Source organism: Faecalibacterium sp. I2-3-92, assembly GCF_023347315.1.
GTDB lineage: Bacteria > Bacillota > Clostridia > Oscillospirales > Ruminococcaceae > Faecalibacterium > Faecalibacterium duncaniae.
Window position 1 is genome coordinate 966,517 of record NZ_CP094470.1, and the last position, 17,092, is coordinate 983,608.

Here is a 17,092-nt window from a genome sequence, read left to right on the forward strand (position 1 = left end):
GTGCTTTTTTGGTGGAGAATAGCGGGATCGAACCGCTGACCTCTTGCATGCCATGCAAGCGCTCTCCCAGCTGAGCTAATCCCCCATAATTTTCCAGAAGTAGAAACCTCTGGAAAAGAGATACTCAAACAAGAAACGTTTTATGAAGTTCAGTCGTGGGGGTGCGTGAGCGCACTGCTTGGGCTCCCAGCTGAGCTAATCCCCCACATATTCGGTTGGTGTCCTGCGACGTGAGTTATTATACCAGCCGGGCGGGCGGTTGTCAACACCCAATTTGAAAAAGTTTGCAAAAACAAAAAAGCCCTGCCGGGCACGGAGCCGGGCAGGGCGCGGAACAAAGCGAGGATGGGTCAGGCCTTTGCGTGCTGGCGGTCAAAGATCTGCGGAGCCACACGGCAGAGCAGAACGGCGGCCACCATGGTCAGCAGGGTCTCGGGCAGCATGTAGCTGCCGTTGTACACCAGGCTGTAAGTCCAGGCAGACAGGCCTTCGTTCAGGTTGCCCCAGACCAGCACACCGGACAGGAAGCTGCACATAAAACGCAGGAAGCCTGCCATAAAGGTGCCCACGGCCACGCCGACCATCCGGTTCTTGAAGGGACGGGCAAAGAACTCGGCAGTGCCCAGCGCCATAAAGGCCACCAGGTAGTCCAGCAGGACTTCACCCAGGAAATACAGGAAGGTCGGGGTCGGGGGTGCCCAGAAGCCCAGCAGCATCTGCAGGCAGCCGTTGACAAAGCCGGTGAACAGGCCCCACTTCACGCCGTGGCGGAAGGAGACCAGCACAAAGGGCAGCATGCTCAGCAGGGTAACGCTGCCGCCGTTGGGCAGGGTGAAGAACTTGATGTTGCTCAGCACGGTGCCAATGGCGATCATCAGGGCGCACTCCACAAGAATGCGGGTCTTGGAATAGGTTTTTGACATGGGAGATTCCTCTTCTCAGATAATAGTACACAAAAACAAATGCACCCGCACAAAAAGGCAGGCGCATGGGCTTCGTTTGTGAAGAGGGTGGACCTTTCCGCAAACTACCTACGCCGGCATTACCCGGATCAGGTTCGAGGGTACTCCGCTCAGGTGCGGATCTCAGCTTTTCAGCGCCCCTGTTTTTATGTCCAGCTCCCAGTATAGCGGCCAGCGCCCAAATGTCAAGCCCCGGCGGGCATATTGGCGGCCGATGGCTCATATTTTTTAGGGAGACCGCAAACAGGGGAGGCGTGACCGGATGAACGTGGAGCCGGAGCAGCGGGCGGCGCTGCTGGGAGAGTACATTGCAGAGCACAGTGCCACGGTGCGGGCAGCCGCCCGGGCGTTCGGGTGCAGCAAATCAACGGTGCACAAGGACGTTTCCACCCGCCTGCGGGCCGTGGATGCTGCCCTGTTTGCCCGGGTGCAGGCCGTACTGGCCCGCAACAAGGCCGAGCGCCATCTGCGGGGCGGGGCGGCGACCAGACGCAAATACAAAAAGTAGGAGAGCGGTGCAGGGAGGCCTGTGCCGCTCTCCTGTTTATTTGTGCCGGAACTGCTCCAGCGCGGCCTTTTCCAGCCGGGAGACCTGCGCCTGACTGATGCCGATCTCCCGCGCCACCTCCATCTGGGTCTCGCCCTTGAGGTAGCGCAGCTCCATGATCCGCTTTTCGCGCGGGGTCAGCCCGGCCACGGTCTGCCGGAACTCCAACCCGCTGATCCAGCTGTCCTCGCTGTCCGGGTCGCGCACCTGATCGATGACATACATGGCATCGCCGCCATCGGTGTAAAGGGGCTCTTCCAGGCTGATGGGCTCCACCACTGATTCCAGCGCCGCGTTCACCTCCCGGCGGGAAAGTCCTGCCTGCCGGGCCACCTCGTCCACGGTGGGCTCCCGGCCCAGCTGCTTTTCCAGCGTCTCCCGGGCCTGCATGGCCTTGTAGGCGGCATCACGCAGGCTGCGGCTGACCCGCAGGGCGTTGTTGTCCCGCAGGAAGCGCCGGATCTCCCCGATGATCATGGGCACGCCGTAGGTGGAGAACCGCACCGGCTGGGCCGGGTCAAAGTTGTCGATGGCCTTGATGAGCCCGATGCACCCCACCTGAAACAGGTCGTCCAGATTCTCCCCCCGCTGTGCGAACCGCTGCACCACGCTCAGGACAAGCCGCAGGTTGCCCTCGATCATGGCCTGCCGGGCGGCGGCATCGCCTGCCCGAGCCCGGGTGAGCAGCTGCCGCTTTTCCGCTTCGGAAAGCACCGGCAGCTGGGCCGTGTCTACCCCGCATAATTCCACTTTGTTGTACATCCCCCGAACCTCCGGTTACGTTGATACCGGAAGTATGGGGTAAGAGGGCAGGGAAGATACATGGGAATTGTTAGCAGCTACTCCCGCTCCAGCACCTCTTTCAGCTGACGGATGATCCGCTTTTCCAGCCGGGAGATGTAGCTTTGGCTGATGCCAAGGGCATCGGCGGCTTCCTTCTGGGTGTGCTCCACGCCGTCCACAAGGCCGAAGCGCAGCTCCATGATCTGCCGCTCCCGGGGGGCCAGCTGCTCCACGGAGCGCCGGAGGGTGGCGCGCTCGGCGGCCTGCTCCAATTGCAGGCCCACAAGGTTTTCGTCGCTGCCCAGCACGTCCGAGAGCAGCAGCTCGTTGCCGTCGCCGTCGGTGTTCAGGGGCTCGTCGATGCTGGCCTCCTGCCGCCGGTTGGAGCTTTTGCGCAGGTACATCAGGATCTCGTTGCCGATGCACCGGCTGGCATAGGTGGCCAGCTTGATGTTCCGCGCGGGCGTAAAGGTGTTCACCGCTTTGATCAGCCCGATGGTGCCAATGGAGATCATGTCCTCCTGCGGCACGCCGCTGTTCTCGTACTTTTTGGCAAGGTAGACCACCAGCCGCAGGTTGTGGGTGATGAGGTCATCGCGTGCGGCGGCATCCCCCGCCATCATCCGGGTCAGCAGGGCCTTTTCCTGCTCCGGTGTCAGCGGCGGCGGCAGGCTGGGCCCGCCGTTGATGTAGTGGGCGGCGGAAGGGGCCAGCAGAAAGCAATAAAGACGGCAAAGAAGTGAAAGCAGATGATGCAAGGGCGGTTCCTCCTTTGTGAAGCCCTCTCGCGAAGAGGAGAGGTTCTGGTTTTGACAAGGGCTCCTTACTAGCGGGGGCTGAGCCGTAAGCAGCAGCTGGGGTCAAACCCCACCGTCATCCCTACGGGATGCCACCGCCCCTAGTAGGGGCGGCCTTGGCAAAGAGGATAGGCTTTGCGCCATGCCAAGGGCCCCCCTATTAGCGGGGGCTGTCGCCGCAGGCGACTGGGGGGTTGAGCCGTAAGCTCTGCCTTTCCTCTGTCAGACAACGACGACCGCCGCCAGTGGCGGAAACAGGGAGAGGTTGTATGGAAGTGCAGCCTACCCATGCGCCAGGCTGCTGACGGTTTCGCTCCCCACCAGCACTTCCCACCCATCAGGCGGCGGGGGGAGGTCGGCGAAGGCGGCATAGAGGTGCTCGGCCATGCCCTGCCCGGCGGGGGAGCCGGTGCGGCACAGGCTGGCCGGGACGGCCGGCAGGATACAGTGCCCGGCCACGGTGGTGCAGGGAACAAGGCGCACCCCAAGCGCCGAGACGGGCAGGGGAGAGGCCCCGGCAAAGTGCTGCTCCAGATAAGTACCCAGGGAGGGCGGCAGGCGGCCCCGCACGGCACCGAACCGCACCAGCACCACCGCCCTGCCCGAAAGCGGCTCCTGCACCGAAAAGCCGGTGTCGCAGAAGGCCCGGACATCCAGCGCTGTGTCTGCCACGGTGAGCCGGGCGGGGAATACCTGCCCGCCGCCCCGGCCCAGAAAGCGGAGCACCCCCTGCACGGCCAGCAACACCCCGCCCGCGCCCGCCAGCAGTGCCCCCGGCGAAAGGGGCAGGTAGATGCAGCCGTTGTTGGTCTGGGCCCCGGGCAGGAGCAGTGCCCCCGCCAGCAGCAGATTTCCCGCGCAGAACCACCCCACAAGCCGGGCGAAGCATCTGACCCCGGGCCAGCCGTAGGCGGCAGCCACCGTGAGGGCGGCGGTTGACACTTTATATAAGAGCGCGGCAGCGTCCGGCGCTTCCGGGGCCAGCAAGGCCAACGAGGAAGCTGCCCCCGCCGCCCCGCCCAACAGCAGCCGCCCGGCCCGGCACTCCACCCCTGCCAGCAGCCCCGCCGCCAGCAGGAACAGCAGCGTGAGCGCAAAATTTGTCAGCAGCAGGACATCGAGGTAGATCACAGTCTTGATGGGGGGCACCTTCTTTCTGGTAGATATCAGTGTAGCAGAAGGTGGGGGAGAAAGAGGGCGAAGGAGAGGCTTTGCTTTTGCATAACCTCTCAGTCGCGGGCTTTGCCGCGACAGCTCCCCTAGTAGGGGAGCCCTTGGCATACCGTCGCGTTTTCGGGGTCTGGCGCTTCGCTCCTGTTTGCCCTGCTGGCGCAAAGTCTTTCCCTTGCGGCAGATGATGGTTTTGGAGCCGAAGGCGAATCAATCGAAAAACGAATCTCCTGCCAAGGCCTCCCCTACTAGGGGAGGTGGCATCGAGCGTTAGCGATGATGACGGAGAGGTTTAGCTTACCCTTTCACTGCTGCTGCCCTTGCAGATGTGTAGGCTCCCCCCTCGGGGGAGCTGGCAAAGCCGCAAGGCTTTGACTGAGAGGGTTGAGCCCTTTTGAAAAACTTTTTTCACAAATTTCCAAAAAAGGCTTGCAAAAGGGAGCGAGAAGAGTTATAATACGTCTCGCAGTCAATTGTGCGCTGCGCAATTGCGTTTTGAAAGATGTGCCTCTTTAGCTCAGTCGGTTAGAGCACCTGACTGTTAATCAGGGTGTCGCCTGTTCGAGTCAGGCAAGAGGCGCCATTAGGCGGCGAGGGCAACTTCGCCGCTTGTTTTTTAACCGGGTGTTGTAACCAATCTGAGACTTTTTTCACAAAATCTTCAAAATTAATGATTTCTTAAAAAATGTCCTCTTGAAGATGCTGTCAGATTGTGGTATACTACACCCAAACCTTGGAACAGTTTTTAAACGTTCTGTGGTGATTGACTCAGATCAAAGGGTAGGCGCTCCCTTCTTTTGATAGCAGCGGACTTCTGCTTTGCCCTGGTTCTCCGCAGGGCAGGGCAAAGCAGAAGGCTATGCGCTGTTAAACCGGAGTGCAAAAAGAAAACCTTTTTCATTTGTCAGACCTACGGTCAAAACAATAGCAAACTGGGGCTTGTGCAAACAGACCGGGTGTGCTAGAATAAAAGCCGTAGTTTTGAAATAGACACAGTACATTGAAAAAGAGATCGTTTGCTTTTGGTTGTCGGTCTCTTGTAAAGGAAACATCGTATGCGTTATACCTATGTGCGGCAGCACGATTCTACGGACTGCGCGGCCGCTTCACTCGCAATGGTGTGCCTCCATTACAAAAAGGAAATCACCATCACCCGCCTGCGGGATATGATGGGAACCGACATGAAAGGCACGAACCTCGTTGGCCTGCAGAAAGCAGCCAATGAGCTGGGCTTCAGCACGGCGGCTGTCCGTGTTGACCGCGAAAACTTTTTAAGCGATTTCACACTGCCTGCAATTGCGCAGGTCATTACCGACCAGGGCCTGACCCACTTTGTGGTTATCTTCAAAAAGACGACCATCAAGGATGACGATGCCCGCCGCAAGCATGTGGTGCAGGAAGAAGAACGCAAGGCTGATGCAAGCAAAAAGTACAAATGCAAGGATTACGTCGTCATCGGCGACCCTGCAAATGAACTGAAAAAGATCAGCCTGGATGAGTTCTATAAAAACTTCACCGGCGTGCTGCTGCTGCTGAATCCCACAGCGGAGTTCAAGGGCGGCACCGGCAAGCATAAGGTGGAGGGCAAAGAGGAAGCCAAGGCAGCCCGCAACAACATGTTGAAGCGGTACATGGATCTGCTGCTTCCCCAGAAAAAGCTATTTGCTTACGCTATTCTCAGTTCAGTGATCCTGACACTGATTGGCATCGTGTCCACCGTTTTTAACAAGGCGATCATGGACGAGGTGCTGCCTTATGGGCTGAAAAGTCTGCTCATATCACTCATTGTCGTGTTCAGTGTGGTCAACCTGACCAGCACGCTGCTCTCGACTGTGAGACAGTGGATCCTGATTTTTCTTTCCATTAAAATCGATATCCCGTTGATGCTGGGCTACTTCGAGCATGTGTACAAACTGCCGATGAAGTTCTTTGCATCCCGTAAGACCGGCGAGATCACCACCCGCTATTCCGATGCAAGCACCATCAAATCGGTGCTGACCAGCATTGCAATGAGCGTGGTCATGGACATTGTAATGGCCGTGGGTACAGGCTTTGTCCTGTTCCGGATGAACTCCTCGCTGTTCTCCATTACCCTGTTTACCACCGTTCTGAGCCTGCTGCTCGTCATCATCTTCAAACAACCCTATAAGCGGATCAATGAAGAGACGATGGTGCAGTCGGCCGTTTTGAACAGCCAGATGATCGAGAGCCTGCGCGGCATCGAGACCATCAAGTGCAACGCCTGCGAGGATCGCGAGCTGGAAGCCCTTGAGCGTGAATACATCAAGAGCCTGAAGATCAGCCTGCGTTCCAGCAAGATCAGCACCGGCCAGAGCCTGATCTCCAGCGTGATCATGACCGTGTTGAACATGGTCACCACCTATGTGGGCATCACGCAGGTGCTGAATGGCCAGCTGACGCTGGGCGGCTACATGGCGTTCAGCACCCTTTCGGGCTACTTTACTTCTCCGGTGAGCGAGCTCATTAGTATGCAGATGTCCATTCAGGAGGCTTCCATTTCCATGAAGCGCCTGACGGAAATCATGGATTATGAATCCGAGCAGGACGATGACCGCGAGTACACCGAGATGGAGAGCATGGAGGGCGACATTGAGTTCAAGGATGTCACCTTCCGGTATGGCAACCGCACCCCGGCACTGGACCACATCTCCTTCACCATCCCGCAGGGCAAGAAGGTGGCGCTGGTTGGTTCCTCGGGTTCCGGCAAGTCCACCATCACCAAGCTCCTGCTCAAGTATTACGAGCCGGAGAGCGGCACCATCAGCGTGAATGGCGTTGATCTGGACGAGTACAGCAATGCATCCGTCCGCCGTTGCATTTCCTATGTCCCGCAGAACGTTGAGCTGTTCAGCAAGACGATCTTCGAGAATATCCGCATCTCCCGCCCCGAGGCTACCCTCGATCAGGTACGGGAGGCGGCCAAGAAGGCCGACGCACACGAGTTCATCCGCAAGCTGCCGCTGCAGTACAACACCTATCTGGAGGAAGCCGGCAACGGCCTGTCCGGTGGTGAGAAGCAGCGCATTGCACTGGCTCGTGCGTTCCTGAAGGATTCGAGCCTTTACATCTTTGATGAATCGACCTCCAGCTTGGACTTTGGTACAGAGAATACCATCTTTGATATGATCTATAACCAGCTGGCTGACCGTTCGATGCTGATCGTGGCACACCGCCTTTCCACCATCCGAGACTGTGATCTGATCCTGGTCATGGATCACGGCCAGATCGTGGAGCGCGGCACCCATGACGAGCTGCTGGCAAAGCAGGGCAAGTATTACGAGCTCTGGAACCTGCAGCAGGGCATCTTCCGCCGCAAGAAGGAAGAGCCTGCACCCGTTGCCCCCGCGGCTGTTGTTGAAGATGATGACGATGGCGAGGCAATGACCTACTAAGTTGCAGCCGAGTGCGCACTCGGTTACATAAATGATCTTTGGATGGATGCGCAGCCGGAAAAAGATCGCTAAAATAAGTTTTTTCATTCATTTGAAGGGAGTAATTCATTATGATGATGCCTGCAAACTACTCTGTTATCGCAGAGAACGAAATGACCTACGTCAACGGTGGCGCTAACTTCATCGACGCTATCGGCGCTGTTACCGCTCCTATCTGGACTCTGGACAACGTTAAGACCTTCAACACCAACATCGTGACTCTGGTTGGCAACACCTTCCTGCAGTCCACCATTAACCGCACCATCGGTGTCCTGTTCAGCGGCAACACCACCTGGAAGGAAGTCGGCAACATCGGCAAGAACCTGTTCGGCACCAATGTTAAGGGCGACCCGATCGAGAAGAACAACTTTGGTGACTATGCTATGAACGCTCTGGGCATTGCTGCTGCTGTCTACAACCTGGGCGTGGCTCCCACCAAGAACAGCGTCAAGGAGACTGAGGTTAAGTTCACTGTCTAATTAGACGTGATCTGAAATTATGAAGCGTTGAGGAAACTGCACCGCCCTACTTGTTAGCGCGGGGCAGACAACAATGCCTCGTTATGGTGTGCCAGGAGGCGTGTGCCTCCTGGCACACCTTATTTTTATGTTGCTTATCGCGTTGCGGTAGGCAATTGTGTGTGGGAAAAATCCGGCCTGCGGGGGTCAAACCTCTCAGCCGTCGCTATCGCTCGGCAGCTCCCCTAGTAGGGGAGCCCTTGGCATAACGCTGCGTTTTCGAGAGTGAGCGCTTCGCTACTGCCTGCCCTGCTGGCGCAAGGCAAAATGAGGTGTCGCTTATGTCCATCACCAACCTGCCCTATGACCCGCGGATGCGTGAACGTGTGCAGGAACTGCGTCATAAAATGACACCCATGGAGAAAAAGCTGTGGTATTCGTTTTTGCGCACATATCCAGTAAAAATGTACAAACAAAGGCCAATTCGTACATTTGTGGCGGATTTTTATTGCCCTTTGGCAAGATTGGTTATTGAACTTGACGGCTCACAGCATTATACTGAACAGGGAATGCAATATGATATGGAACGCAGTGCTGTGTTTGAACAGTACGGTGTGCAGGTGCTGCGTTTCCGAAATCAGGATGTGAGTGCACATTTTGAAATGGTGTGTGAGCAAATTCACGAAGCTGTTGTGAAACGGTTAGAGGAATTGGAGCGGGGCAAGGAGGGTTGAACCTTCCGGCTTGTACTGTGGTCGGCTTTGCTGATGTTTTGCCTTGCGGCAGAAGATGCCTTTGGAGCCGCAGGCGATTTTTGCGAAAAATGAATCTTCTGCCAAGGCCTCCCCTATTAGGGGAGGTGGCATCAAGCGAAGCGATGATGACGGAGAGGTTTGATCTTCAGATGCCGTATTCCTGAATTGCCATTTTTCCCCCAGACAATTGCTTATTGCAAACAAAAAAGAAACAGGTGGACATTATTATGAGAGAGATCCAAGTTGCAGAAAACAAGACCCTGAAGCTGACCAACGTTCTGGCACGCAAGATTGATGCCAGCGAGCTGGGCAACCTGGGCGTGATCCTGACCCAGATGCAGAACTTTATCAAGAGCCACAGCGCCATGCCGGTTGGCCCTGTGATCCAGTGCGTCAAGTTTACCTCCGGCCCCAACCCGGAGCCGCAGATCTATTTTATGATGCAGGTCAACCAGCTCATCCCCCGCCTGGAGCCGGGCTACGAGCAGGACGCTGTGCTGCGGGTGAAGGGCTGCCTGTACGCCCACTTCACCGGCCCCATGGACCACAGCAGCCTTGCCAGCCAGAAGCTGAACATCTATGCCTACGAGCACGAGATCGAGCTGACCGGCACCACCTACAGCATCTACGTCAATCAGGACAGCGAAAACGGTGTCATGGACGTTTTTATGGAGACGAAGTAATATGACCACTCGCATTCAGAATCTTTCCGACCTGCAGGACCGCCGCATTATGATGGAGAAGAAGCTGCCGGCCTTTGGCTACGCGCTCATTCTTCTGGTGGCTTTCCTCATGGTGTTTCTGGTGATCTGGAGCACCCAGAACAAGCGCACCTACGTCAGCCAGTCCACTGGCTCAGTGCAGGCGGCCAACAAGACCTATATCATGTCCAGCTACTCCGGCTCCATCACTGAGCTGAACATCTCGGAGGGCAGCTATGTCACCGAGGGCGACCTCATCGCCCACATCAAGAGCACTGATCTGGACATCCAGCAGGACAGCTACCAGAAGCAGCTGGACATCTACAAAAAGCAGAAGAGCCAGTACGAAAAGCTGCTCAAGTCCATTCAGGACGACAAGAACTACTTCAGCGAGACCGACATCGACGATCAGCCCTATTACTATCAGTACGAGAGCTACAAGAGCCAGGTCAGCCAGAAGGCGTTCGACGCTTCGCCCTATCAGGCCGCCGGTTACACCGACGAGCAGATCAAGACCATGATGGAGCAGAACCAGAGCGAGGTGGAGAGCCTGTACTACTCCACCCTGCAGTCCATTTCTGCCAACCTGACCAGCGTGCAGGCCAACATTGACAACATTGAGGCCCAGCTGGATGCCCTGAACACCGGCGCGAACGATTACTATATCTACGCTCCCACCTCCGGTGTCATCCACATGGACACCCCCTACAAGGTGGGCATGGTGCTCAGTGCGGGCTCCGCTCTGGCCACCGTGGCCAGCGAGAACAGCGACCTTGAGATCGTGGCGGCTGTCACCGTCAACGACCGGCCGCTGATCAATGTGGGCGACCCCTGCAAGATCGCCATCACCGGCCTGTCGGAGTATTCCTACGGCACCCTGACCGGCACTGTTACCTCCATCGACAGTGACGTGACCTCCAGCACCAACGGGTCCTACTACAAGATGACCATCAAGCCGGATAACACCTATGTCGTGAGCACCAGCGGCGACAAGGTGGATCTTTCCAACGGCATGAGCGTCACCGCCCGTGTGGAGTACGATGAACTGACTTACTTTGACTATGTGATGGAGGCCCTGGGCGTGCTGTTCCGCTAAGCGCCCGCCGATTCCACGCCCAAGAGGTACGAAAGAATGAAACTGAACCCGAAACAGCTGGCCGCCAGCGCGGCTCTGCTGGGTGTGCTGGCCTGTGCCGCCGCCCTGCCTGCGTCGGCTGCCGGCCCTGTTACCACGCCGCTGGCCCTCACGCTGCCCAAGGTGAGCTTTCCCTGGGATAAAGTTACCGCCGAGAGCATCGAGACCGGCAGCTACGATGCCGCCCCGCTGGCGGGCACAGCCCAGCAGCTCTCCCCGGTGACCACCCCCGCCAATGCCGCCAGCAAGAACGGCGTGACCTATGTCTCTGATAACCCCAATGTTGTCTCGGTGGACAGTGAGGGCGTGGCGCAGGCTGTGGGCCTGGGCACGGCCAACATCACCGCCACCTGCGGCGGGGTGAGCTGCACCTATACCATCACCCCCCAGCCGGATGCCAGCATGATCGCCACCGAAATGGATATCACCCTTGCATCCAGCACCATTGCCGTGGGCGAGACCACCAGCCTTTCGCTGGCAGTGCTGCCCACCTCGGCGGCCAACTATATCAACGTCAGCCTGAGCTCTTCCAATGAGAAGGTGGCCACCGTCAACAACTTTGGCAAGGTGACCGGCGTTGCCCCCGGCAAGGCCACCATCACCGCCACGGACGGCAACGTGAGCTGCACGGCCACCATTACGGTGGTTGCGGCCAACACCAGCACCGTCTCCAGCCAGTCCATCTCCCTGAACACCAACTATGTGGTGCTCAAGCCGGGCTCCTCCAAGACCATCACCGGCAAGGTGTCGCCGGCCTCTGCCAGCCAGAGCCTGACCTTCAAGAGCCAGGACAAGAGCATTGCCACCGTCAGCGGTTCCGGTGTCATCACCGGCGTTGCCACGGGTGCCACCTCCGTGGTGGTCTCCAACGGCACCGCCTCCACCTCGGTCACGGTCATCGTCAACCGCACCGCATCCACCTCCGGCAGTAGCAGCGACACCAGCGGTGAGGGCACCGAGGACAACGTCACCACCGATGCCACCGTTGCCGCCATCCAGAACGCCGCAGGGGAGGAAGTGTCCCTCTATCAGAGCGACGTGCCTGCCATCACCGGCGAGATCCTGAGTGCCCTGCGCACCACGGGCCGCAGCCTGATCGTGCTGGGCGAGGATTATACCCTGCGGATCGATGGCACCAGCATCAAGAGCACCCAGGGCGGGTTCAGCACTGCCCTGACCTTTGCCCCCGATGAAAACGGCCTGAGCTTCCAGCTGGGCGAAAGCGGTGCGCTGCCCTGCGTGGTGCAGATCACCCTGACCGGTGAGAACGCCGCTTACAGCCGCCTGTATCTGCACAACACTGCCAGCGAAAAGTGGCAGTTTCTGAACAGCTACAAGGATGGCACCATCACCGCCGATACGGCTGGCAGCTACCTGCTGACCAACCAGAATCTGCGCTTCACCAATATCAACTGGACCTTCTTCATCGCCGCCGGTGCGCTGACCGTGGTCTGCCTGATCGTGTATATCGCCGTCAAGAAACGGTATTGGTTCTGGTAATTATAACTGTACGTAATAAAACCTCCCGCTCATTCGAGTGGGAGGTTTTGTGTTATAACAATGTTTCGTAATTCTGACGGCCATAGAAGAATCGAAGCAGGTAAACAGTCTTTTGTGCTTCATCCACGCGGTAGATCAGCAGATAATGCTTGATGACAGCTTTACGGTAGCCCTTGGAAGAAAGCCGAGGGTCGCGGCACTGCTCGTAAAGATAGGGCAGCTGTTCCAATGCCGCGTAGCACTTTTCAACTTCATTGGCAAAGGCTGTGGCAGCGGCGGGATTTTCCAGCGATAAGGCAAGGTAGGACAGGATCGCATCCAGGTCTGCCTGTGCAAGGGCTGTTTCAACCAACTTATATGCCATAACGGGCTCTCAATTCCTGCAAGGCGCTGCGGGCATCCTGTGTCTGTCCGGCTTCCACCTGCTGTTCGGCAGCATCCAGCTTGGCGTATGCGTCCAGAAGCTGCATCTTTTCTTCATAGGCTTCCATGCTCATAATGACCATATCGCCATAGCCATTTTTGGTGATATAGACAGGTTCTTTGGATTCACTGCACATCTGGGAGACAGCGGCAGTGTTTTTGAGGTCGCGGATCGGAATAATACGCGGCATGATATCAGCTCCTCTCTGTGGCTTTATTATACCATAATAATACCACACCTGCAAGAGCAGTTTGTACTTGACAATTAAAATACAATGTGATATGATTTTGATATCAGAAAGAAACTTCCGAACCCTGTAAAGGAGGGACATTTTATGGAAGAGAAGATCTTACAGACCAAGAAGAACGGCATGACCATGCTTCTGCTGACCCTGCTGGGTTATGTGGCTGCGGTTGTGGTGGGCGGCATCGGTTTTGTAATGCTGTATACTACCTTCCTGGGGTTTATCCCGCTGGCGATCGCTGCCATCTATGCCATCATCGGTATTTTCCTGTTCGCGGGCCTGAAAGTCCTCAAGCCCGAGGAAGCGCTGGTGCTGACCCTGTTCGGTGATTACATCGGCACCCTGAAGGGGGAGGGCTTTTACTGGGTCAATCCCTTCTGCACGGCGGTCAACCCGGCTGCGGGCACGGTCCTGAGCCAGAGCGGTGATGTTCAGCAGCGCCCTGTGGTGCAGGCTGACCGTGAGAAGGACGGCAAGAAGATCTCCCTGAAGGTGATGACCCTGAACAACTCCCGCCAGAAGATCAACGATTGCCTGGGCAACCCGGTGGAGATCGGCATTGCGGTGATCTGGCGGGTGACCGACACCGCCAAGGCCGTGTTCAATGTAGACAACTACAAAGAGTACCTGTCCCTGCAGTGTGACAGTGCCCTGCGCAACGTGGTGCGCATCTACCCCTACGATGTGGCTCCCAACGTGGACACCACCGGCGACGGTGTGGCCGACGAGGGCAGCCTGCGCGGCTCCTCGGAAGTGGTGGCAAAGCGCATCCAGGGTGAGATCCAGAAGAACGTCACCGCCGCCGGGATCGAGATCATCGAAGCCCGCATCACTTATCTGGCCTACGCCCCCGAAATCGCGGCGGTCATGCTGCAGCGTCAGCAGGCAAGCGCCATCATTGATGCCCGTAAGATGATCGTGGACGGTGCCGTGGGTATGGTGGAGATGGCGCTGGATCGCCTGAGTGAGAACAAAGTGGTGGAACTGGACGATGAGCGCAAAGCGGCAATGGTCTCCAACCTGCTGGTGGTGCTCTGCGGCAACCGTGACGCGCAGCCCATTGTGAACAGCGGCAGCCTGTACTGATGGCAGAGCCGAAAAAGCAGATCCCCCTGCGCCTGAATGCGAAGCTCTACGATGCCCTTGCCGCGTGGGCTGAGGATGACTTCCGCTCGGTGAACGGGCAGATCGAGTATCTGCTCACCGAGTGTGTGCGTCAGCGCAAAAAGAACGGCAAGTACGTCTCTGACCAGATCGACGTGCCGCCCGAACTGGATATCAAGTAAAAGAACGACCCTCTCAGTCAAAGCCTGTTGGCTTTGCCAGCTCCCCCGAAGGGGGAGCCTATCGCTGGCCTGGGATAAAGGCAGCATAGCCTCGCCCTTCGGGAGAGGTGGCATTGCGAAGCAATGACGGAGAGGGGCGTTCCTTATTTAATTCGTATGCTCGCTCCACCCGCTGGAGGTGACCACTTCGCCATCGGTGGTGCACCAGAGGGCTTCCACGCCGTCCAGCGATTCCACGAGCTGCTTGCCCTCTTCCAGAGGCAGGCAGAACAGGCCGGTGGTCAGGCAGTCGGCCACACCGGAGTCCGGAGCCAGCACGCTCACGCCGTCAAAGTAGGCGGCGGGCCAGAGGGTGGCCGGGTCGATGAGGTGGTGGTAGCGCACACCGTCCACAACGTAGTAACGCTGGTAGTCGCCGCTGGTCACGAGGGAAAGGTCGCTCATCTTGACGGCGGCTACAGTGGAGCTGCCGTTGGTGTAGACCTCGGAGGAGTTCCACGGGTTTTCCACGCCGCCTACCCACTGGGAGCCGTCCGGCTTGGTGCCGATGGCCCGCAGGTTGCCGCCCACGCTGATGAGGGCACTGGTCAGGCCCCGGGCTTCGGCGGCCTGTGCGGCCTGCTCCACGGCGTAGCCCTTGCCCACGCTGCCCACGTCCAGCGACATGGCCGGGTCAGCCAGATAGACCGTTTTGGCATCTTCATCAATGATGAGGTTGGTGATATCGCAGTGCTGTGCGGCGGCATCCAGCTCTTCCTGCGTGGGCAGCTGGTTGTTGCTGTCGTTGTCATCGGCCAGTGCAGCCTCGCGGTAGTTGTGCCAGATGTTCAGCACACTGCCCAGCGCAATGTTCAGCTTGCCGCCGGTGGTGTCGTACATGGTTTGGGCCAGCTCCAGCATCCCGAGGATCTTGTCATCCACCGTCACCGGGGCAATGCCCGCATTGTCGTTGATGGTCTTGATGTTGGTCACGCCATCGTAATCATTATAAATGTCGTAGAGCTGGTTGTACTCCACAAGGTCGGCGTGGAGCGCGTCCATCTGGGCGGTGAACTCTTCCTCGCTGTCGCAGTAGGCGATGACCTGCGTCACGGTGTCGAACACATCATAGAACACGGTGGAGTAGCGCTGCGGGCCATCGGCGGCGCTGGAGGCGGTGGAGCCGGAGGCGCTGCCGCAGCCAGCCAGCAGGCTCAGGCTGAGCGCAGCCGCCAGCAGGGCGGAAAAAATACGCTTGGTCATCATGCTTTGGCGGTCTCCTTTGCGGCGGTAAAGGCGGTGTGCTCTTCCTGCAGATGTGCCAGCAGGTCACCGAACACCCAGCTCTTGCTGGTGGGGGTCACAACGGCCTTGAGGGGGATGTTCACCTGTGCCTGCTTCATCAGGTCGAGCAGGGTGTCCACATCCTTATCCTTGAAGTTGGCCAGCACCAGCGCCGGGGGATAAGCACCCGGCTCCAGCACCAGGGTGCGGGTGGTCTTGACCTCCACTTCGCCCAGCAGCTGGGCCACGGTCCTGCCTGCATCGGCGGGGGAGACCAGCAGCAGCTTCATCCCGAAAGCGGGGGCCATCCCCTCCAGAATGCCCCGGTCGGCGGCAGAAAGGTTCCAGCCCAGTGCCAGCGGGATGCCGGCATTCTGGTTGCGTGCAATATGAGCTTTCATAGAAATACCTCGTTTCAAGGGTGAATTCAAAATACACCATAGTATACCATATTTGATGACAAAAGAAAACAACCCCCTCAGTCACGCTGCCGCGTGCCGAGAGGGTCGTTCCATTCTCAGTTCATCTTCTTGCCAAAGAACTCGACTTCTTTGGTGATAAAGCCCATCAGTTCATCGAACTGGTCGGGGGTCAGGCTCTGGGCACCATCGCACTTGGCCTTGGCGGGGTTGTTGTGCACCTCGATCATCAGGCCGTCGGCACCGGCGGCCACAGCGGCCTTGGCCAGCTGGGGCACCATCCAGGCGTGGCCGCAGGCGTGGCTGGGGTCCACCACCACGGGCAGGTGGGTCATTTTGTGGAGCATGACCACACCGGCCAGGTCCAGGGTGTTGCGCATACTGGTCTCAAAGGTGCGGATGCCGCGCTCGCAGAGGATAACGTTCTCGTTGCCCTCAGCCATGATGTACTCGGCGCTCATCACAAATTCTTCCAGCGTGTTGGCCAGGCCGCGTTTGAGCAGCACAGGCTTTTTCTGGCGGCCCACGGCCTTGAGCAGCTCAAAGTTCTGCATATTGCGGGCACCCACCTGGATGAGGTCTACATTCTCGAACAGGGGCAGGTGCTCGGTGTTCATGATCTCGGTGACGATGGGGGAGCCGGTGGCGCGGCGGGCCAGCTTGAGCAGGTCCAGGCCCTCGCTCCGCATTCCCTGGAAGGAGTAGGGGGAAGTGCGGGGCTTGAACGCGCCGCCGCGCAGCAGGGAAGCGCCTGCCGCCTTTACCCGCTGGGCGCAGTAGGTGATCTGCTCCTCGCTCTCGATGCTGCAGGGGCCTGCAATGACGGCGAAATTGCCGCCGCCGATCTTCACGCCGTTGACATCGATCACGCTGTCGTCGGGGTGGAACTTGCGGTTGGCCTTCTTGTAAGGCTCAGACACGCGGTGGCAGGTCTCGACCACGGGGTTGGCCAGCACCCAGCTCTCGGCAATGGCCTTGGTGTCGCCGATCAGGCCCAGAATGTGGGTGTCGCTGCCCTTGGAGTCGTTGATCTGCAGCCCCATATCCTGCAGCTCGTGGCAGAACTCGCGGACCTGTGCGTCGGGGGCATCCTGTTTCAGTACAATGATCATGGTGGTCGTCTCCTTATCCTTCTCACACAAACGGCACAGGAGACCGGCTCCATTGCCGCGATTTATTTTCGTGAAGTTCAGTTT

18 protein-coding genes, 2 tRNA genes and 1 riboswitch are annotated in these 17,092 nt (G+C 58.1%); of the genes, 10 read left to right on the forward strand and 10 right to left on the reverse strand.

What is annotated here, in order from left to right; translation table 11 throughout:
* Positions 1–9 precede the first annotated feature (9 nt).
* Positions 10–85 (reverse strand) — tRNA-Ala (locus MTP42_RS04590).
* A gap of 265 nt (positions 86–350) precedes the next feature.
* Entirely contained in the window at positions 351–923 is a 573-nt protein-coding gene (gene thiT / locus MTP42_RS04595) for an energy-coupled thiamine transporter ThiT (RefSeq protein ID WP_005932129.1), read from the reverse strand.
* 88 nt (positions 924–1,011) lie between these two features.
* A riboswitch (TPP riboswitch) is annotated at positions 1,012–1,114 on the reverse strand.
* 110 nt (positions 1,115–1,224) lie between these two features.
* On the opposite strand from thiT, the gene MTP42_RS04600 reads away from it, so the two are divergent.
* Positions 1,225–1,470 carry a sporulation transcriptional regulator SpoIIID gene (locus tag MTP42_RS04600; RefSeq protein WP_005932131.1) on the forward strand — a complete coding sequence of 82 codons (246 nt, stop codon included), beginning with the start codon at positions 1,225–1,227 and terminating at the stop codon, positions 1,468–1,470.
* A 36-nt stretch (positions 1,471–1,506) separates the two neighbouring features.
* On the opposite strand, the gene sigG is transcribed toward MTP42_RS04600, so the two are convergent.
* The 3 genes from sigG to MTP42_RS04615 form a co-directional block, all read right to left on the reverse strand.
* Positions 1,507–2,271 carry an RNA polymerase sporulation sigma factor SigG gene (gene sigG, locus MTP42_RS04605; protein ID WP_097770583.1) on the reverse strand — a complete coding sequence of 255 codons (765 nt, stop codon included), beginning with the start codon at positions 2,269–2,271 and terminating at the stop codon, positions 1,507–1,509.
* Positions 2,272–2,348: 77 nt separating this feature from the next.
* A complete protein-coding gene (locus MTP42_RS04610; RefSeq protein ID WP_187115630.1) occupies positions 2,349–3,041 on the reverse strand; it encodes a sigma-70 family RNA polymerase sigma factor in 693 nt (230 codons plus the stop codon).
* A 330-nt stretch (positions 3,042–3,371) separates the two neighbouring features.
* On the reverse strand, positions 3,372–4,238 hold the full coding sequence (locus MTP42_RS04615; RefSeq protein WP_249258066.1) for a sigma-E processing peptidase SpoIIGA: 867 nt from the start codon (positions 4,236–4,238) through the stop codon (positions 3,372–3,374).
* A 527-nt stretch (positions 4,239–4,765) separates the two neighbouring features.
* On the opposite strand from MTP42_RS04615, the gene MTP42_RS04620 reads away from it, so the two are divergent.
* From MTP42_RS04620 to MTP42_RS04650, 7 genes are all read left to right on the forward strand, one after another.
* Positions 4,766–4,842 (forward strand) — tRNA-Asn (locus tag MTP42_RS04620).
* Between the two features lie 472 nt (positions 4,843–5,314).
* Positions 5,315–7,672 carry a peptidase domain-containing ABC transporter gene (locus MTP42_RS04625; RefSeq protein ID WP_249258067.1) on the forward strand — a complete coding sequence of 786 codons (2,358 nt, stop codon included), beginning with the start codon at positions 5,315–5,317 and terminating at the stop codon, positions 7,670–7,672.
* 110 nt (positions 7,673–7,782) lie between these two features.
* Positions 7,783–8,190 carry a microbial anti-inflammatory protein gene (locus MTP42_RS04630; RefSeq protein ID WP_249258068.1) on the forward strand — a complete coding sequence of 136 codons (408 nt, stop codon included), beginning with the start codon at positions 7,783–7,785 and terminating at the stop codon, positions 8,188–8,190.
* Between the two features lie 320 nt (positions 8,191–8,510).
* Entirely contained in the window at positions 8,511–8,903 is a 393-nt protein-coding gene (locus MTP42_RS04635) for an endonuclease domain-containing protein (RefSeq protein WP_005932154.1), read from the forward strand.
* Positions 8,904–9,151: 248 nt separating this feature from the next.
* Positions 9,152–9,607, forward strand: a complete 456-nt coding sequence (locus tag MTP42_RS04640; protein ID WP_035393983.1) for a hypothetical protein — start codon at positions 9,152–9,154, stop codon at positions 9,605–9,607.
* 1 nt (position 9,608) lies between these two features.
* Positions 9,609–10,721 (forward strand): HlyD family secretion protein, encoded by a 1,113-nt coding sequence (locus tag MTP42_RS04645; RefSeq protein WP_156059975.1) that lies wholly within the window; start codon positions 9,609–9,611, stop codon positions 10,719–10,721.
* A 36-nt stretch (positions 10,722–10,757) separates the two neighbouring features.
* Entirely contained in the window at positions 10,758–12,260 is a 1,503-nt protein-coding gene (locus MTP42_RS04650; protein ID WP_097770590.1) for an Ig-like domain-containing protein, read from the forward strand.
* Between the two features lie 52 nt (positions 12,261–12,312).
* Here the strand turns inward: MTP42_RS04650 and MTP42_RS04655 are convergent, their stop codons facing one another.
* A complete protein-coding gene (locus MTP42_RS04655) occupies positions 12,313–12,624 on the reverse strand; it encodes a type II toxin-antitoxin system RelE/ParE family toxin (protein ID WP_117535057.1) in 312 nt (103 codons plus the stop codon).
* Positions 12,614–12,874 carry a type II toxin-antitoxin system Phd/YefM family antitoxin gene (locus MTP42_RS04660; RefSeq protein ID WP_249258069.1) on the reverse strand — a complete coding sequence of 87 codons (261 nt, stop codon included), beginning with the start codon at positions 12,872–12,874 and terminating at the stop codon, positions 12,614–12,616. Before MTP42_RS04660 ends, MTP42_RS04655 begins: the two co-directional genes overlap by 11 nt.
* 144 nt (positions 12,875–13,018) lie before the next feature.
* Here MTP42_RS04660 and MTP42_RS04665 point away from each other — a divergent pair, with 144 nt between their 5' ends.
* Together MTP42_RS04665 and MTP42_RS04670 are read left to right on the forward strand one after the other, a co-directional pair.
* On the forward strand, positions 13,019–14,014 hold the full coding sequence (locus MTP42_RS04665) for an SPFH domain-containing protein (protein ID WP_249258070.1): 996 nt from the start codon (positions 13,019–13,021) through the stop codon (positions 14,012–14,014).
* Positions 14,014–14,214, forward strand: a complete 201-nt coding sequence (locus MTP42_RS04670) for a PTS ascorbate transporter subunit IIC (RefSeq protein WP_005932170.1) — start codon at positions 14,014–14,016, stop codon at positions 14,212–14,214. Before MTP42_RS04665 ends, MTP42_RS04670 begins: the two co-directional genes overlap by 1 nt.
* 147 nt (positions 14,215–14,361) lie before the next feature.
* On the opposite strand, the gene MTP42_RS04675 is transcribed toward MTP42_RS04670, so the two are convergent.
* The 3 genes from MTP42_RS04675 to aroF form a co-directional block, all read right to left on the reverse strand.
* Positions 14,362–15,459 (reverse strand): FAD:protein FMN transferase, encoded by a 1,098-nt coding sequence (locus tag MTP42_RS04675; protein WP_249258071.1) that lies wholly within the window; start codon positions 15,457–15,459, stop codon positions 14,362–14,364.
* Positions 15,456–15,878 carry a DUF3783 domain-containing protein gene (locus MTP42_RS04680; RefSeq protein WP_097772399.1) on the reverse strand — a complete coding sequence of 141 codons (423 nt, stop codon included), beginning with the start codon at positions 15,876–15,878 and terminating at the stop codon, positions 15,456–15,458. The genes MTP42_RS04675 and MTP42_RS04680 overlap by 4 nt, the downstream gene beginning before the upstream one ends.
* Before the next feature lie 116 nt (positions 15,879–15,994).
* A complete protein-coding gene (gene aroF, locus MTP42_RS04685) occupies positions 15,995–17,008 on the reverse strand; it encodes a 3-deoxy-7-phosphoheptulonate synthase (protein ID WP_249258072.1) in 1,014 nt (337 codons plus the stop codon).
* Between the last annotated feature and the right edge of the window lie 84 nt (positions 17,009–17,092).

Bases quoted from the DNA above. Each gene is read 5' to 3' on its own strand.
- thiT (WP_005932129.1), bottom strand. From the start codon at position 923: ATGTCAAAAACCTATTCCAAGACCCGCATTCTTGTGGAGTGCGCCCTG.
- MTP42_RS04600 (WP_005932131.1), top strand. From the start codon at position 1,225: ATGAACGTGGAGCCGGAGCAGCGGGCGGCGCTGCTGGGAGAGTACATT.
- sigG (WP_097770583.1), bottom strand. From the start codon at position 2,271: ATGTACAACAAAGTGGAATTATGCGGGGTAGACACGGCCCAGCTGCCG.
- MTP42_RS04625 (WP_249258067.1), top strand. From the start codon at position 5,315: ATGCGTTATACCTATGTGCGGCAGCACGATTCTACGGACTGCGCGGCC.
- MTP42_RS04630 (WP_249258068.1), top strand. From the start codon at position 7,783: ATGATGATGCCTGCAAACTACTCTGTTATCGCAGAGAACGAAATGACC.
- MTP42_RS04635 (WP_005932154.1), top strand. From the start codon at position 8,511: ATGTCCATCACCAACCTGCCCTATGACCCGCGGATGCGTGAACGTGTG.
- MTP42_RS04640 (WP_035393983.1), top strand. From the start codon at position 9,152: ATGAGAGAGATCCAAGTTGCAGAAAACAAGACCCTGAAGCTGACCAAC.
- MTP42_RS04645 (WP_156059975.1), top strand. From the start codon at position 9,609: ATGACCACTCGCATTCAGAATCTTTCCGACCTGCAGGACCGCCGCATT.
- MTP42_RS04650 (WP_097770590.1), top strand. From the start codon at position 10,758: ATGAAACTGAACCCGAAACAGCTGGCCGCCAGCGCGGCTCTGCTGGGT.
- MTP42_RS04655 (WP_117535057.1), bottom strand. From the start codon at position 12,624: ATGGCATATAAGTTGGTTGAAACAGCCCTTGCACAGGCAGACCTGGAT.
- MTP42_RS04660 (WP_249258069.1), bottom strand. From the start codon at position 12,874: ATGCCGCGTATTATTCCGATCCGCGACCTCAAAAACACTGCCGCTGTC.
- MTP42_RS04665 (WP_249258070.1), top strand. From the start codon at position 13,019: ATGGAAGAGAAGATCTTACAGACCAAGAAGAACGGCATGACCATGCTT.
- MTP42_RS04670 (WP_005932170.1), top strand. From the start codon at position 14,014: ATGGCAGAGCCGAAAAAGCAGATCCCCCTGCGCCTGAATGCGAAGCTC.
- MTP42_RS04675 (WP_249258071.1), bottom strand. From the start codon at position 15,459: ATGATGACCAAGCGTATTTTTTCCGCCCTGCTGGCGGCTGCGCTCAGC.
- MTP42_RS04680 (WP_097772399.1), bottom strand. From the start codon at position 15,878: ATGAAAGCTCATATTGCACGCAACCAGAATGCCGGCATCCCGCTGGCA.
- aroF (WP_249258072.1), bottom strand. From the start codon at position 17,008: ATGATCATTGTACTGAAACAGGATGCCCCCGACGCACAGGTCCGCGAG.